Origin of the sequence: Sinorhizobium chiapasense, from assembly GCF_045277575.1 — a bacterium.
GTDB classification, from domain to species: domain Bacteria; phylum Pseudomonadota; class Alphaproteobacteria; order Rhizobiales; family Rhizobiaceae; genus Ensifer; species Ensifer chiapasense_A.
This window is the reverse complement of record NZ_CP144205.1, coordinates 3,559,387-3,575,262: the sequence shown is the minus strand read 5'-3', so window position 1 is coordinate 3,575,262 and position 15,876 is coordinate 3,559,387. Positions and strand designations below refer to the sequence as shown.

Here is a 15,876-nt window from a genome sequence, read left to right as displayed (position 1 = left end):
TCGCTGCCAGACTACCATTTTTCTTGTGCAGTGCAACATGTATACCCGTGTCACCGCGACACAAGGCCTGAGCCCAGAATGAATCCGGATTCCTGACGATTTGCAAACGAGCTTGTCCGAAACTGCCGGTTTTCCGCTATTTTCGTGCGCTGAGAACCGATGCCGGGCAATTTCAGGAAAAAGTGGCGGTTCCGAAGCGTGATTGGCAGCTCCACTCTCTATGGCGACTCTGTGGCGACGCAGCAATCAGCGATCTTTCAGGCAGCCCCCACCTTGACGATCGCTTTGACCAGACCCGTCTTTTCTTCCGACCAACGGGGAAGATCGACGACAGCTCCGTCAAGTGTCGTGCGGTGGGTGATCAGGGCCTCGACCGGTACAAGGCCGGAAGCGATCGACGCGACTACATGGTCAAAGTCCTGGCGGGTCGCGTTGCGGCTGCCGATCAAGGTCATCTCACGTTTGTGGAACTCCGGGTCGGAAAAGCGGATCTCGTCCTTGACGACGCTGACGAAGACCAGCGTGCCGCCATGGGCGACATAGGAAAAGGCCGCCTGCATCGAGCCACCATGACCAGTGGCATCGAAGACGACGTCGAAACCGTCGCCATCGGTCGCCTCGGCAACGCGCGCCGCTACTTCCGCGTCCGCGACAATGCCATCGGCAAAGCCGAGCTTGCGAGCGGCAAAGTCCAGCCGTTCGGCGCTGGTGTCGGTCAGCGTCACCTGATGGCCGGCGATGCGTGAGAAAATCGCGGTGCCGAGACCAATCGGTCCCGCGCCGATGACCAGCGCCCTTGAGCCGGCGTCCGCGGAAGCACGGCGCACCGCATGGGCGCCGATCGCCAGGAATTCGACGGTGGCGGCTGCCTCCGGCGACAGGTCATGCGCCGGATAAAGATTGTCCTCCGGCACGACAATCTCTTCGCAGAAGGCGCCGTCGGTGTGAACGCCGAGTACCCGGATGGCGGTGCAGCAGTTAGGTTTACCCTGGCGACAGGCAACGCAGTTGCCGCAGGAAAGATAGGGGTTCACCACGACCGGCGTGCCGGGCGCGATCGCCGTGCCGCGACCACCGGAGATGACCGTTGCCGATATCTCGTGGCCCATGACGCGCGGGTATTCTAGAAACGGATGTTTGCCGGCGAAGATATGATAGTCAGTGCCGCAGATGCCGACATGGCTGACGGCAAGACGCACCCAACCGTCAGGCACGTTGTCCGCCGGCGGACGGTCGACGACCTCCAGGCGACCGGGTTCGAGGCAGAGCACGGCTTTCATGGCATTTCCCACGGAATATTCGGTGCCTGCGCCTAGCGGGCGCTGCGGCGCCGGAGTTGGTCGAAATAGACGATGACGATGATCAGAACGCCGGTGATGATGCGCTGCCAGAACGAGTTCACGTTCAGGAGATTGGCGCCGTTGTTGATCGTCGCGAGGATGAAGGCGCCGAGCAGCGGCCCGTGCACCGAACCGACCGCACCGAACAAGCTGGTACCGCCGATCACCGACGAGGCGATCGCCTGCAGTTCCCAGCCTTCGGCCTGCGTCGCGTTGCCGATGCCGATGCGCGAGGCGAGCAGCAGGCCGACGAAGGCGGCGCAAGTCGAGGAGAGGATATAGGCGAGATAGATGGTGCGGTGGACGTTGACGCCGGAGAGGCGTGCAGCCTCGCTGTTCGACCCGACGGCGAAGAGGTAGCGCCCGAAGCGGCTCAGATGCAGGAAGACATAGGCCGGGATCGCCACCACGATCACCATCCAGAACAGGCTGGGCACGCCGAGGAAATCCGCCCGCGAGAAGTTGGTGAAGGCTTCGTTTGTGATCGAGATCGTCGAGCCGTTGGTGATCAGCAGGCCGATGCCACGGAGCGAGGTGAGGGTCGCAAGCGTAATGATGAAGGGCGGCAGGCCCATGCGTACGATGCCGAAGGCGTGGAAGGCGCCGATCAGCACTCCAAAAGCAAGCGTGAGCAGGATGGCCGCCCAGAGCGGCATGCCCGCCGCAAGCAGCCAGGCGACGATGACGCTGGTGAAGCCGACCACCGCGCCCACCGAAAGATCGATGCCGGCGGTGATGATGACGAAGGTCTGGCCGACCGCAAGGATCGCCGTCATCGCACCCTGGCGCAGCAGGTTGCTGATGTTGTTGGGCGTCCAGAAACTGTTGGTGGCGAAGCCCAACAGCAGCCAGAGGAACAGAAGCAGCCCCAAAAGGGTGAGGCCGAACAGAATGCTCACGCCCTTGCGTGGCGCCGCGCTGGCGCTGCTCTCCACCGTTTCCGCACTCATGATCTTTCTCCCTGCATTCCTCAAGTTTCTTAGATCATGATGATCTTGGGTCTATCCGAACAAGATCATCATGATCGTCTTCTTCATAAGCTGGAGCGGGATGCGGGCGGAAAACCGCTCACCTCATCCCGCTCTAGGCGCTCAAACGCCGATCGCCTGCGTCAGCACTTCCTCATGGCTCGCGGCGCGGTAGTCATGGCTGGCAACCAGCCGGCCGCGCCGGAAAACGTGCAGCCGATCCGCGAGCTCGTAGACTTCAGGCAGATAGGACGAGATCAGGATGATGCCCGCCCCGTTCTCCAAAAGCCGCGCGAACAGGCGGTAGATTTCCGCCTTGGTGCCAACGTCGACGCCGACGGTCGGCTCGTCGAAAATGAAGAGTTTGGCACCGTGGCTCAGCCATTTGCCAATGACGATCTTCTGCTGGTTGCCGCCGGACATGGCGGACGCCAGGACCCGGCGCGAAGGTGTCTTGATCTTCAGGTCGCGGATCTGCCGGTCGGCATTCTCCCGCTCCTGCTGGCCGTTGATCGTCAGACCACGCGTCAGCCGGCTGAACACCGGCAGATTGATGTTGAGGCCGATCGGCAGATTGAGGCACAGGCCCTGGTCGCGACGGCTTTCCGGCGCCAGCGCGATACCGAGATCCATGGCGACACGCTCACTGGCGATATCGACCTTGTGCCCCTGCCAATAGACTTCGCCGGCGCTCGGGCGATGGCGCCCATAGAGGCCGAGCGCAAACTCGCTGCGCCCCGCTCCGATCAACCCGTAGAGGCCGACGATCTCGCCGGCGCGAACGGTCAGCGATACGTCCTGGAATCCGGGGCCGCTCAAGTCTCGCGTTTCGACGATGACTTCGCCGGGCGGAAAATGCTCCTTGTGATAGATCTGCTCGATCGTGCGGTTGATCATCAACGCGATCAGTTCCGCCTCGTTCGTTTCGCCGATCTTGCGGGTACCGACATGGGTACCATCGCGCAGCACCGAGACACGATCGGCAAGCTCGAAGACTTCCTCCATGCGGTGGCTGATATAGACGATGGTGACGCCTTCGGCCTGGAGCCTGCGGATCAGCCGAAAGAGCTGGGCCGATTCCTGCCGGGTCAGATAGGCCGTCGGCTCGTCGAAGATCAGGAACTGCGTGCCGCGCATCGCGGCGCGCGCGGTGGCGACGAGCTGCTGCTGGCCGATCGTGAGACTGCCAAGCACGGCAGCGGCCGGCAGGTTGAAGCCGAGATCGTCGAGCACGCGCTGGGCCGCATCGGTCATGGCGCGCTTGCGCATCAGGCCGTTACGGTTGATCTCGTCGCCTAGAAACATGTTGGCCGCCACCGACAGGTGGGCGCAGAGCACGACCTCCTGGTGCACGGCGTTGATGCCGCGTTCGATCGCCTCGTGCGGCGTGTCGAGCTGGACGGGTTTGCCGCACCAGAAGATCTCACCGGATGTGCGCTTGATGACGCCGGTCAGAAGCTTGATCAGCGTCGACTTCCCAGCACCGTTCTCGCCGACGATTGCGTGAATCTCACCGGACAGAAAGGTCAGCGACGCCGGTTTCAAGGCTTCTACGGCGCCGTATTTCTTCTGCAGGGCGCGCAGTTCCAGGATCGGTTCGCCCTTCGGAACTGGGTGGCGCGTTGCCACGTGCAGGCCTTCGGTCCTGATGTCGTGCGCCTCTTGCAACTCGGTCATCTGCGCATTCCTCCCATCGCAGAGATCGCTTGCGACCGGTCCTCGTTCCGGTCGCAAGCGGGTGCGGCGGGCAAAGCGGCCCGCCGCGGCCGTCGTCACTTGACCTTCGGGTTCAAGAGAGCGTCGATCTTCGGTTCGGCCATATTGGCCTTGGTTACCAGATTGGCACCGGTATCGACGTTCTTTTCGACCTTTTCACCCTTGGAAACGGCCAGCGCCGTCTTCACGCCATCATAGCCCATGCGGTAGGGATCCTGAACGACGAGACCGGCCAGAACGCCTTCCTTGAGGAAGCCGACCGTCTTGTCGTCACTGTCGAAGCCGATCACCTTGATCTTGTCGCCGAGCTTGTTTTCGGCGATCGCCTGGCCGACGCCCTGGGCCATGATCAGGTTGGAGGCGAAGACACCGACAAGATTGGGATTGGCGGTGATCAGGTCGGTCATGATGTTGAGGCCGGTGGTCGCCTGGCCGTCGGCATATTTGTCAGCGACGACCTTGAAGCCCGGATACTTCGTCTTGACCTGATCGAGGAAGCCCTCGCGCCGCTGGTCGAGCGAGCCGACGCCCGGGAGACTGGTGATGATGGCGATTTCGCCCTCTTCCTTGCCGGTCATTTCCTTGACCGCCGCAGCAAGACCGTCGGCAGCGATGCGGCCGCCCTGGACGTTGTCGGTGGTGAGGAACGAGGAGAAGGCCTTCGAGTCCGCACCAGAGTCGATGCCGATGATCGGAACAGCCTTCGCCGCCTCATCGATCGGCTTGCCGAGCGCCTTGAATTCCGTTGGCGAGATGACGACGGCAGCCGGAGCGCCGGCGACCGCGTTCTCGAGAATGCTGATCTGGCCGTTGATGTCGGACTCGGATTGGGCCCCGAGTTCGGGTACATTGACGCCCAGGTCCTTGCCGGCGGCGCGTGCGCCGGCCAGCACGATCTGCCAGTAGAAGGACGTGGTGTCCTTGACGATGATCGGGATCGTCACGTCCTGTGCGAAGGACGCGACCGGCGACATGCCGGCGATCATCGCAGCACCGGCCAGGGCGGTGAAGGCGCGACGCGTAAGGCTGCTTTTCAAAATGCTCATCCCAGGTTTCCTCTCAGTGCACCGTGTTCCACTTCTTGGAGGTCGATCGCAGGTGCCGGCTTATCGACCTTTTATCGATAAAAAACATATCTGAATGCTAGTACGACTATTCCGGCTTGGCAAGCTGCCGGAACAGCATTTCAGGCCGCAAGGCGGCCGCGATCCGCTAGACCCGAACCGGCTCGTCTCCGAGCTCCGGCGCAACCAGCGTGAACGGTTCAAAAGCCGCGAAATCTGCCGCGGAAAACCGGTGTTCGGTGAGTGCCATGTTGCGCGTCAGGCTCTCCGGCTTGGCGGTGCCGAGCAGCACGGAGGCAACCATGGGATGGCCGAGCGGAAACTGCATGGCGGGTGCCGCAAGCGGCACGTTCATGCCGCGAGCAACCGCCTCCATGGCGCCGACCTTTTGCCGGATATCTTCCGTTGCCGGCATGTAATCGAAATGCGCCCCCTCGACGGGCCCTGTTGCCAGGATGCCCGAATTGAAGACCCCGCCGACGACAAGCGAGGTCTGCTTCTTTTCGCAGAGCGGCAAGAGTTCGGCGACGGCCGAGCGATCGAGCAAGGTATAGCGGCCGGCCAGCAGGATGCAGTCGATATCGGCCTGGCGCATGACCTCGAGGCAAACCGGCACCTCGTTCACGCCGAGACCATAGGCGGCGATGGTTCCTGAGGATTTCAGTTCCTCCAGCGCCTTCAGGCCGCCCTCCAGCAACTGCCTCATATAGACGGCGTTGCGGGCGGCGCCATGGGTATAGATGCCGATATCGTGCACATAGAGAATATCGATGCGGTTGAGTCCCAGCCGGGCATAGCTGAACTCGACGGAGCGCATGATGCCGTCGTAGCTGTAGTCGTAGCTGACGTCGAAATTGAGCGGCTTCACATAGGAATAATCAGGCACCTTGTCTTCCGGCACCGGATGGAGAAGTCGGCCAACCTTGGTGGAGAGGACGAATTGATCGCGCGGCTTGTCGCGCAGGAAATCACCGACCCGGCGCTCAGCAAGCCCGAGGCCGTAAAAGGGTGCCACGTCGAAATAGCGCAGTCCCGCAGCCCAGGCAGCGTCCAGCGTCGCGATTGCCGCCTCACGGCTGCACTCCCGGTAGAGCCCGCCAAGCCCGGCGGCGCCGAAGCTATATTCGGTCACCGATAGTTCGGTTCGACCGATCCGTCTCGTCTGCATTCCCCGTCTCCTCCTCCAAGGATGCCAGTCGTTCCGTATTTAGAGCGTCGCGCCCAGATGCCAGGGTACGAACTCGTTGTCGCCATAGCCGAAGAGCTCGCTTTTGGTCTTGCGGCCCGAGGCGGTCTCGACGATCAGATCGAAGATCTCGCGGCCGAGCCCGGCGATGCTCGCCTCCCCCGAAGCGATCACGCCGCAATCGATGTCCATGTCCTCTTCCATCGCCTTGAACAGCGCCGTGTTGCTGGTGAGCTTGATCGACGGCGCCGGCCGGCAGCCGAAACAACTGCCGCGGCCGGTGGTAAAGGCGATGACATTGGCGCCGCCAGCAACCTGGCCGGTCGCCGACACCGGATCGTAGCCGGGTGTGTCCATGAAGACGAGCCCATGCTCGGTCACCCGTTCGGCGTAGCGATAGACCGCGTTCAACGGTGACCGGCCGCCTTTGGCCACGGCACCGAGCGATTTTTCGAGAATGGTGGTCAAGCCGCCGCGTTTGTTGCCCGGCGACGGATTGTTGTCGAGCGAGGCGCCGTGCATCGCCACATAGTTCTCCCACCAGGCGATCAGTCCGTCGAGCTTCATCGCCACGGCTTCGTTGACGGCCCGGCTGCGCAACAGGTGCTCGGCGCCGTAGATCTCCGAGGTCTCGGAGAGGATTGCCGTCCCGCCAGCCGCCGCAAGGATATCGACCGCGGCGCCAAGCGCCGGATTGGCTGTAATACCTGAAAGCCCGTCGGATCCGCCGCATTGCAGGCCGACGACAATCTCGCTCACCGGAATGGCAACTCGGCGCTCCTTGCCGACTTCGGCCGCGATCTCCTCGAGAATGCCGAGCGCCTTCTCCACCGAACGTCGCGAGCCGCCGGCTTCCTGAATATTGAAGTGACGCTTTTCGCTGCCAGCACCGCTCTGGCCATAGAGCGTCAACTGGTTGACCTCGCAGCCGAGGCCGACCATCAGCACGCCGCCGAAATTGGCGTGGCGGGCATAGCCGGCGAGCGTTCGGTGCAGATTGGCCATGCCGTCGCCGGTCGACGACATGCCGCAGCCCTGGTCATGCACGATCGGCACGAACCCGTCGATGCCTTCGTATTTCGGCAGGATTCGCCTGTTCGCCTCCTCGGCGATGGCCCGACAGACGGTGGTCGAACAGTTCACGCTGGCGACAACACCGATATAGTTTCGCGTCGCCGCTCGCCCGTCGCCACGGCGATAGCCCATGAACGTGCGCGCCTTGTCGGCATCGCTTGCTGCTTCCGGCGTCCCCTGCGGGCCAATCGCCAGGCGATCCCGGTCGAAGGCGAGGTTGTGGGAGTGCACATGGTCGCCCGGCGCAATGTCAGCGGTCGCCCGTCCGATCGCCTGGGCATATTTGACGACGGGTTCGCCGGCGCGGATGGCGCGGATCGCGATCTTGTGGCCGGCATCGACCTTTGCTGCCGCACGCGCGCCATTTGGCAAGGCGTCACCGGCGGCAATCGCCAGGGTCGCCACGACGACGTTGTCCTCCGGCGCGAGCAGAATGGTGGACGGCGCAGACACCGATTTCTCCATGATTGTTAAGGTCTGTTCTTCTGTCTTTTATCTACAATAGACAGATCGTCGTCAATGGGTATTATAGCAAAACGTCGCTGACGCCGTCGGGCCAACGACCGGGGTGAACGGGAGGAACAGATGTTGACGACAGACGGAGACAAAACCGGATCGCCGCGATAGAGGAGCGTCCCTGATAAGCGCAGAGAATTTCGAACCGGCCGGATCTTGCCATGGCAAAACAGAACACCGTCTTCAAGGATGCCTATAACCGCTGCCTGAAGCTTCTGGCGGAAACATCCTCGCTGCCTTCCGAGCCGGAGCTTGGGCAGGTACTCGGCGTCAGCCGGACGACGGTGCGTGCAATCCTCAGTCGCTTCGAGGAGCTGGAGCTGATTGCCTGGGACAAGCGCAAGAAGAACGTGCTGCGGCAGCCCCGCCCCGACGACTATTTTCCGACGGAAGAAACCGATTCGCTCTCCGAGATCATAGAGCGCAGTTTCATGCGCCGGATCCTCGCCGGCGGCGCCGAGCCCGGCATGCAGATCAACGAGCTCGAACTGGCGCGCGAAATCGGCACCGGGACGACCAGCGTACGCGAGTTCCTGATCCGCTTCAGCCGCTTCGGCCTGATCGAGAAGCGGCCGAACAGCCACTGGATCCTCAAGGGCTTCACGCGGGAATTTGCGCTGGAGCTGACGGAAGTGCGCGAGATGTTCGAATTGCGTTCGGCCGCGCGCTTCGTCTCCTTGCCGCACGATCACCCCGCGTGGGAGGAGCTCAAGAAGATCGAGACCCTGCACCGGGAGATCCTGGCCGATATCGACAACCGCTACCGGGAATTCTCCGAACTGGACGAGCAGTTCCACTTGCTCGTGCACAAGGCGTCCAGCAACCGCTTCATCGTCGATTTCTACGACATCATCGCGATCGTCTTCCACTATCACTACCAGTGGAACAAGACGAATGCCCGCCAGCGCAACGCCCGCGCCCTGGAAGAACACCTTGCCTATATCGAAGCGTTGCGCTCGCATGACCCCGCAAAGGCCGAACAGGCCTGCCGGCGCCATCTCCAGTCCGCGCGCGAAACCTTGCTTCAATCCATTCCATAGCCAGCTACCGGAGCCACAGATGACGACACCGATCGTGCAATTCGGGACGAGCCGTTTCCTTCAGGCCCATGCCGATCTCTTCGTCAGCGAGGCACTGAAATCAGGTCAGGCGCCCGGGCCGATCACTATCGTCCAGACGACCGGATCCAGGGAACGCGCCGGACGGCTTGCGGCGCTTGCCCGCCCCGAAGGCTTTCCCGTCGTCATCCGCGGCATCCAGGGCGGCGAGCGGATCGACCGGACAGTACAGGTCACCAGTGTGGCGCGCGCTCTCTCGACCGCCGAAAATTGGAGCGAGGTCCGGGAGATCGTTGCCGAGGAGGCGGAGGTCCTGATCTCCAATACCGGCGATACGGGTTACCAGGTCAGCGACGACGACCTGGTAACGGACATTCCCCATTCCTTTCCCGGTAAGCTGCTTCTGCTCCTGAAGGCGCGCTTCGATGCGGGTGGGCGCCCCCTGACGATTCTCCCTTGCGAGCTCGTGTCACGCAACGGCGATGTGCTGAAGGCTCTGATGCTGGAGCTTGCGGCGGAGCGGATCAATGACAATGCTTTCACCATGTGGCTGGACAAGCGCGTCGTCTGGGCAAATACACTGGTCGACCGCATTGTCTCCGAACCGCTGGAGCCCGCCGGTGCGATTGCCGAGCCCTATGCGCTGTGGGCAATCGAAAACAAATCCGGTCTACGGTCGCCCTGCACCCATCCGTCCGTGAAGCTCGTGGACGACCTGACACCCTACGAGAAGCTGAAGCTTCACATCCTTAACCTCGGTCACACGGTCCTTGCGGATCTTTGGCTTAAGGAAGGCCGTAACTCCAACGAGACCGTGCGGGAGATCCTCGCCGACGCACGCGTGGCAGCCCGGCTGGACCACATCTATCGATCCGAAGTCATTCCTGCTTTCGCCGCCAAGGGATTGAAGAACGAGGCGATCACCTATGCTGCAGCGACGCTGGAGCGCTTCAGAAACCCGTTCCTTAACCACCGCCTGGGCGATATCGCCAACCATCATCGCGAAAAGATCGAGCGTCGGATCGTCGACCTCCAACGCTGGAGCCCGAGCGTTCCGATGCCCGAGCTCACTGCAATATCGGATCAGTAGCCGGATTCCTGCTTCTTTGGTGCCGAAGCGACCTCGCCGAGAAACTCCTGGCGCAGCGCCGTCGTCGCGCGGACAAGCGACGTGACGTCCGTGCCGATCGCCATGAAATCAGCGCCGAGCTCGCGGTAGTCGCGCGCCTGCTCGAGATCGAGCGTCATAATGCCCCTCGCCTTGCCGGCCTTCTTGATACGCTCGAACGCGTCGGCAATCGCCGCGCGCACCTCTGGATGGCCGGGCTTGCCGAGATAGCCCATATCGGCCGCCAGGTCGGACGGACCGATGAAGAGGCCATCGACGCCGTCGAGTGCGGCAATCTCGTCGATCGCGGCAAGGCCTGCGCGGCTTTCGATCTGCAGGATCAGGCAGATCTCGTCGCCAGCGGTTTGAAGATAGTCGCCGATGCGGCCGAACTGAGAAGCGCGGCCGAGGGCGGCGCCAACGCCACGAACGCCATGGGGCGGATAGCGCGTGGCGCGCACCAGTTGCTGCGCCTGCGCCAGACTCTCGACCATCGGGATCAGCAAGGTCTGCACCCCGGTGTCGAGGATCTGCTTGATCAACACGGTATCGCCGACCGGCAGGCGGACCATCGGATGGCTGGCAGATGCCGAGACCGCGCGAAACTGTGCCGACAGCAGCGGGATATCGTTCGGCGCATGCTCGCCATCGATCAGCAGCCAGTCATAGCCGCTTCCAGCCACCACTTCCGCCGCATAGGGACTGGCAAGCGCCACCCACAGTCCAAGCTGGAAGCGATTTTCGCGCAGAGCTGCCTTAAAGGGGTTCTTCGGTGCCGGCATGCCTATTCTCCTTAAACGTAGCTGTAAGGATCAACCTCGCCCCTCTTGCGCCACCCGGCATCTCTCCTCGTAAACGGAGACGATGCCGCGCCGACTTGAAATCCCTCTCCCCGCATGCGTTGAGAGGACTAGGGTAAGGGGCAACCTCACGCCATCGATAGATTCGACTGCGAAGACTAACGCCTTGCTGGCAAAAGAAAACCGGCCAAAACACTGGCCGGTTTGTTGCAAGTTGGATTTTCGCCTGTTTCAGGCAACGCCGCCGAGGCAGACATACTTGATCTCGGTGAACTCCTCGATGCCGTAGCGCGAGCCCTCACGGCCGAGACCGGAGAGTTTGACGCCGCCGAACGGCGCTTCCGCTGTCGAGATCAGCCCGGTGTTGACGCCGACCATGCCGTATTCCAGTGCTTCGGCGACGCGAAACACGCGGGCCAGATTCTTGGCGTAGAAGTAGGAGGCGAGACCGAACTCGGTGTCGTTTGCCTGCTCGACCACATCGGCCTCGTCCTTGAAGCGGAAGAGCGGCGCGACCGGGCCGAAGGTTTCCTCACGTGCCACGGCCATCGCCTGGGTGACGTCGGCGAGAACCGTCGCCTCGTAGAAGGTGCCGCCGAGCGTGTGGCGCTTGCCGCCCTGGATCACGCGTGCCCCCTTCGACGTGGCATCGGCAATGTGCTCCTCAACCTTTTCCAGCGCGGCATTATCGATCAGCGGCCCGAGGATGACGCCTTCATCAAGGCCGTTGCCGATCTTCAGCTTGGCGACGGCCTTGGCGAGCTTGTCGGAAAAGGCGTCATAGACCTTGTCCTGCACATAGATACGGTTGGCGCAGACGCAGGTCTGGCCGTTGTTGCGGAACTTGGCGATCAGCGCGCCTTCGACCGCGGCATCGAGATCAGCATCATCGAACACGATAAACGGCGCATTGCCGCCGAGCTCGAGGCCGAGCTTCTTGATGGTGCCGGCACTCTGGCGATAGAGCTCGGCGCCGACCTCGGTCGAACCGGTGAAAGTGAGCTTGCGCACGACAGGGTTGGAGGTCATCTCGGCGCCGATCTCGCGGGCGGAACCGGTGATGACGCTGAAGAGGCCTTTCGGCAGCCCGGCGCGTTCGGCAAGGATCGCGATCGCGATCGCCGAGAACGGCGTCTGCGCCGCTGGCTTCAGCACCATGGCGCAGCCGGCGGCGAAGGCCGGACCGGCCTTGCGGGTGATCATCGCATTGGGAAAGTTCCACGGCGTGATCGCCGCCACGACGCCGATCGGCTGTTTCATCACCAGGATGCGCTTGTCGGGCTGATGGCCGGGGATCAGGTCGCCATAGATGCGGCGCGCTTCCTCGGCGAACCACTCGACGAAGCTTGCGCCATAGACGATTTCGCCGGTGGCTTCCGCCAGCGGCTTGCCCTGTTCCAGCGTCAGGATGCGGCCGAGATCCTCCTTGTTCTCGATCATCAGCTCGAACCATTTGCGCAGGATGCCGGCGCGCTCCTTCGCCGTGCGCGCCGCCCAGCCCTTCTGGGCCACGCGCGCCGCCTCGATCGCTGCCTTGGTTTCCTTGGCGCCAAGCTTCGGCACGCGGCCGATGATCTCGCCGGTCGCGGGGTTGTTCACCTCGATCGCATTCGCCGCGTCCGCCTCGATCCACTCGCCGCCGACGAGGGCTGCCTGGCGAAACAATGATGGGTCTTTAAACGACATGATCCGTCCTCTCTCAAAGCCTACAGAACTTATACAACTTTTTTCCTGGAAACGGCAATGACCCACGCGACCGTTTCTGCACTTTCCTGACGCGCGCAGCCTACCGGTCGCGCACGTTTCCGTGCGTCCAACCCGGTTTCATCCGCACCCGTCCTCATGTAGCGTCCGAAACGAATCGAGCCATAGGCGCCGGGGACAGATCAGGCGCTGAAAAGCTGCTGAGGATTTAGAGAACACAGAGAAGAGGCATGTCCATGACGGCGACCGACAACAGAAAAGCCGACTTTCCCATCGATGCCATGTTCCTTGAGCGCTGGTCGCCCCGCGCCTTCACCCACGAGGAGATCGAGGAACGCGAACTGCTTTCCTTCTTCGAAGCGGCCCGCTGGGCACCTTCGGCAAGCAACCGGCAGCCCTGGCGCTTCGTCTACGCCCGTCGCGGGACGGAACCCTTCCCGGTGCTGCTCGACATTCTCGACGAAGGCAACCAGCGCTGGGCGAAGAACGCGGCAGCGCTTCTGATCGTCATTTCGAGAACCCACAACCAGGCACAGAACGGCGAGATGCGACCGGCCTATACCCATGCCTTCGACACGGGCTCGGCCTGGTACAGCCTTGCTTTGCAGGTTTCTCTTTCCGGCTGGCACGCCCATGGCATGGCGGGCATCGACCGCGACAAGGCCATGCACGTTCTGAACGTTCCCGAACATTACCGGGTCGAAGCCGCCGTTGCGATCGGCCGGCTGGCCGATCCCTCGATCCTCCCCGACGATCTGCGCGTGCGGGAAATCCCAAGCCAGCGCAAGCCGGTCAACGAGTTCGCCTTCGAAGGCCGATTCAAGGGCGAATAACGAAAAATCCCGGTGCCGCAAGGCACCGGGATCCCGATTGGCAATGGTCTTCGGAAAGATCAGATGTCGAGGTTGGCGACGCTCAGCGCGTTTTCCTGGATGAAATCGCGGCGCGGCTCGACCTCGTCGCCCATCAGGCGCGAGAACAGGCCGTCAGCATCGGTCGCGTCTGCCACCCGGACCTGCAGCAGCGAGCGGACGTTCGGATCGAGCGTCGTTTCCCAGAGCTGCTCGGCGTTCATTTCACCGAGGCCCTTGTAGCGCTGCATCGACAGGCCCTTGCGGCCAGCCGCGAAAATGGCGTCGAGAAGCGCACGCGGTCCGCTGATCTCCTGTGTCCCGTCGCGACGGCGCAGGACCGGCGGGGCGGCATAGACTTCCTTGAGCTTGGCGGTGAGCTGGTCGATGTAGCGGGCATCGGACGAGCCGATCAGCGCCATGTCAAGCACGGCGACTTCCTTGACGCCGCGGACCATGCGCTCGAGGCGGAGACCGCCTTCGGCCGTGATCGCACCAGTCCAGCCGCGTTCGGTTTCCTCGGCGATGACATCGAGGCGACGGGCAACTTCCGCGGCGACCGCTTCGTAGGCGTCGCGCTGGCCATTGAGCTCGACATTCAGCGCGCCGGCAATCGCTGCCTGCTCGACGATGGAGCGATTGTAGCGCGAGTGCAGCCCGTTCATCAGATTGCGTAGGCGGAGCGCGTCGTTGATGACTTCGCGCAGATCCTGGCCGGCGCGCACTTCGCCCGATTCCAGCTCCAGCGTCGCCTCTTCCAGGCCCATCGTGATCAGATAATCTTCCAGCGCCTGCTCGTTCTTGAGGTACTGGGCCGACTTGCCGCGCGTTACCTTATAGAGCGGCGGCTGGGCGATATAGAGATGGCCACGCTCGATCAGCTCCGGCATCTGGCGGAAGAAGAAGGTGAGCAGCAGGGTACGGATATGGGCGCCGTCGACGTCAGCGTCCGTCATGATGATGATCTTGTGGTAGCGCAGCTTGTCGGCATTGAACTCGTCCTTGCCGATCGAAGTGCCGAGCGCGGTGATCAGCGTGCCGATTTCCTGGCTCGACAGCATCTTGTCGAAGCGGGCGCGTTCGACGTTGAGGATCTTGCCGCGCAGCGGCAGGATCGCCTGGTTTTCGCGCGAACGGCCCTGCTTGGCGGAACCGCCTGCCGAGTCCCCTTCCACCAGGAAGAGCTCGGACTTGGCCGGATCGCGCTCGGAGCAGTCGGCAAGTTTTCCGGGCAGCGACGAGATGTCGAGCGCACCCTTGCGGCGCGTCAGTTCGCGGGCCTTGCGGGCGGCCTCGCGGGCAGCAGCCGCTTCGACCACCTTGCCGACGAGGATCTTGGCTTCGCTCGGATGTTCCTCGAACCAGGTGCTGAGCGCTTCGTTGACAAGGCTTTCGACCACCGGTCGCACTTCCGACGATACCAGCTTGTCCTTCGTCTGCGACGAGAACTTCGGGTCCGGAACCTTGACCGAAAGAACGGCCGTCAAGCCCTCGCGGCAGTCCTCGCCCTGGAGCGTGACCTTCTCCTTTTTCGTGATGCCCGAGGAATCCGCGTAGGAGGTGACCTGCCGCGTCAGCGCCGCGCGGAATCCGGCCATATGGGTGCCGCCGTCGCGCTGCGGGATGTTGTTGGTGAAGCAGAGCACGTTTTCGTGGTAGCTGTCGTTCCACCACATGGCGACTTCAACGGTGATGCCGTCCTTCTCGCCACGAATGGCGACCGGCTTGTGCACCAGCGGCTTCTTCGCCCGGTCGAGATAGGCGACGAAGGCTTCGAGGCCGCCGTCATACATCATCTCGTCCTGGCGAATGTCGGAATGGCGCTTGTCCGTCAACATGATGCGGACGCCGGAGTTCAGGAAGGCGAGTTCGCGCAGACGGTGTTCCAGGGTCGAGTAGTCGAACTCGGTCTTGGAGAAGGTCTCGGCGCTCGGCAGGAAGGTCACTTCGGTGCCGGTCGCGTCGCCTGCCTCTCCGGTGACCGCAAGCGGAGCATCGGCGACGCCATGGGTAAAGCTCATCTCGTGGATCTTGCCGGAACGGCGGATCTTCAACTTCAGCGAAACCGACAGCGCGTTGACCACCGAGACGCCGACGCCGTGCAGACCGCCGGAGACCTTGTAGGAGTTCTGGTCGAACTTACCGCCGGCGTGCAACTGGGTCATGATGACCTCGGCCGCCGAAACGCCTTCCTCCTTGTGGATGGCGGTCGGGATACCGCGGCCGTTGTCGGTCACCGTCACCGATCCATCCGGATTGAGCGACACCGTGACGATGTCGGCATGACCGGCGAGTGCCTCGTCGATCGCGTTGTCGACGACTTCGTAGACCATGTGATGCAGACCGGAGCCGTCGTCCGTATCGCCGATATACATGCCAGGCCGCTTGCGCACGGCATCCAGGCCCTTCAGCACCTTGATGGAATCGGCACCATATTCGGCGCTGGCGCCGGTTTCGGTCTCAGGAATATCGGTCATTCAGCTACGGGTCT

12 protein-coding genes are annotated in these 15,876 nt (G+C 62.6%); 3 read left to right on the top strand and 9 right to left on the bottom strand.

Annotation, left to right across the window (positions count from 1 at the left end; genetic code table 11):
• Positions 1-257 precede the first annotated feature (257 nt).
• The 6 genes from QM996_RS17145 to QM996_RS17120 form a co-directional block, all read right to left on the bottom strand.
• A complete protein-coding gene (locus tag QM996_RS17145; RefSeq protein ID WP_500268468.1) occupies positions 258-1,280 on the bottom strand; it encodes a zinc-binding alcohol dehydrogenase family protein in 1,023 nt (340 codons plus the stop codon).
• 32 nt (positions 1,281-1,312) lie between these two features.
• Complete coding sequence (locus QM996_RS17140; protein ID WP_429818781.1) at positions 1,313-2,290, bottom strand: ABC transporter permease; 978 nt, start codon at positions 2,288-2,290, stop codon at positions 1,313-1,315.
• Between the two features lie 141 nt (positions 2,291-2,431).
• Entirely contained in the window at positions 2,432-3,985 is a 1,554-nt protein-coding gene (locus QM996_RS17135; RefSeq protein ID WP_500268467.1) for a sugar ABC transporter ATP-binding protein, read from the bottom strand.
• A gap of 95 nt (positions 3,986-4,080) precedes the next feature.
• Positions 4,081-5,070, bottom strand: coding sequence for an ABC transporter substrate-binding protein (locus tag QM996_RS17130; protein WP_247959324.1), 990 nt, complete (start codon positions 5,068-5,070; stop codon positions 4,081-4,083).
• 166 nt (positions 5,071-5,236) lie between these two features.
• Positions 5,237-6,256, bottom strand: a complete 1,020-nt coding sequence (locus tag QM996_RS17125; protein ID WP_500268466.1) for an aldo-keto reductase family protein — start codon at positions 6,254-6,256, stop codon at positions 5,237-5,239.
• 39 nt (positions 6,257-6,295) lie between these two features.
• Positions 6,296-7,801, bottom strand: a complete 1,506-nt coding sequence (locus QM996_RS17120; RefSeq protein WP_500268465.1) for a UxaA family hydrolase — start codon at positions 7,799-7,801, stop codon at positions 6,296-6,298.
• Between the two features lie 224 nt (positions 7,802-8,025).
• On the opposite strand from QM996_RS17120, the gene QM996_RS17115 reads away from it, so the two are divergent.
• Both QM996_RS17115 and QM996_RS17110 read left to right on the top strand, forming a co-directional pair.
• Positions 8,026-8,904: a GntR family transcriptional regulator gene (locus tag QM996_RS17115; RefSeq protein ID WP_500268464.1), complete on the top strand. Its 879-nt coding sequence runs from the start codon at positions 8,026-8,028 to the stop codon at positions 8,902-8,904.
• A gap of 19 nt (positions 8,905-8,923) precedes the next feature.
• Entirely contained in the window at positions 8,924-10,012 is a 1,089-nt protein-coding gene (locus tag QM996_RS17110; RefSeq protein ID WP_500268463.1) for a mannitol dehydrogenase family protein, read from the top strand.
• On the opposite strand, the gene hpaI is transcribed toward QM996_RS17110, so the two are convergent.
• Positions 10,006-10,812 (bottom strand): aldolase/citrate lyase/malate synthase family protein, encoded by an 807-nt coding sequence (gene hpaI, locus QM996_RS17105; protein WP_500268462.1) that lies wholly within the window; start codon positions 10,810-10,812, stop codon positions 10,006-10,008. The genes QM996_RS17110 and hpaI overlap by 7 nt on opposite strands.
• A 249-nt stretch (positions 10,813-11,061) precedes the next feature.
• Positions 11,062-12,516, bottom strand: coding sequence for an NAD-dependent succinate-semialdehyde dehydrogenase (gene gabD, locus QM996_RS17100; RefSeq protein WP_500268461.1), 1,455 nt, complete (start codon positions 12,514-12,516; stop codon positions 11,062-11,064).
• Positions 12,517-12,770: 254 nt separating this feature from the next.
• Between gabD and QM996_RS17095 the strand changes: the two genes are divergently transcribed.
• Positions 12,771-13,367 carry a nitroreductase family protein gene (locus QM996_RS17095; RefSeq protein ID WP_500270344.1) on the top strand — a complete coding sequence of 199 codons (597 nt, stop codon included), beginning with the start codon at positions 12,771-12,773 and terminating at the stop codon, positions 13,365-13,367.
• Between the two features lie 59 nt (positions 13,368-13,426).
• On the opposite strand, the gene gyrB is transcribed toward QM996_RS17095, so the two are convergent.
• Positions 13,427-15,862 (bottom strand): DNA gyrase subunit B, encoded by a 2,436-nt coding sequence (gene gyrB / locus QM996_RS17090; protein WP_500268460.1) that lies wholly within the window; start codon positions 15,860-15,862, stop codon positions 13,427-13,429.
• Positions 15,863-15,876: the final 14 nt, after the last annotated feature.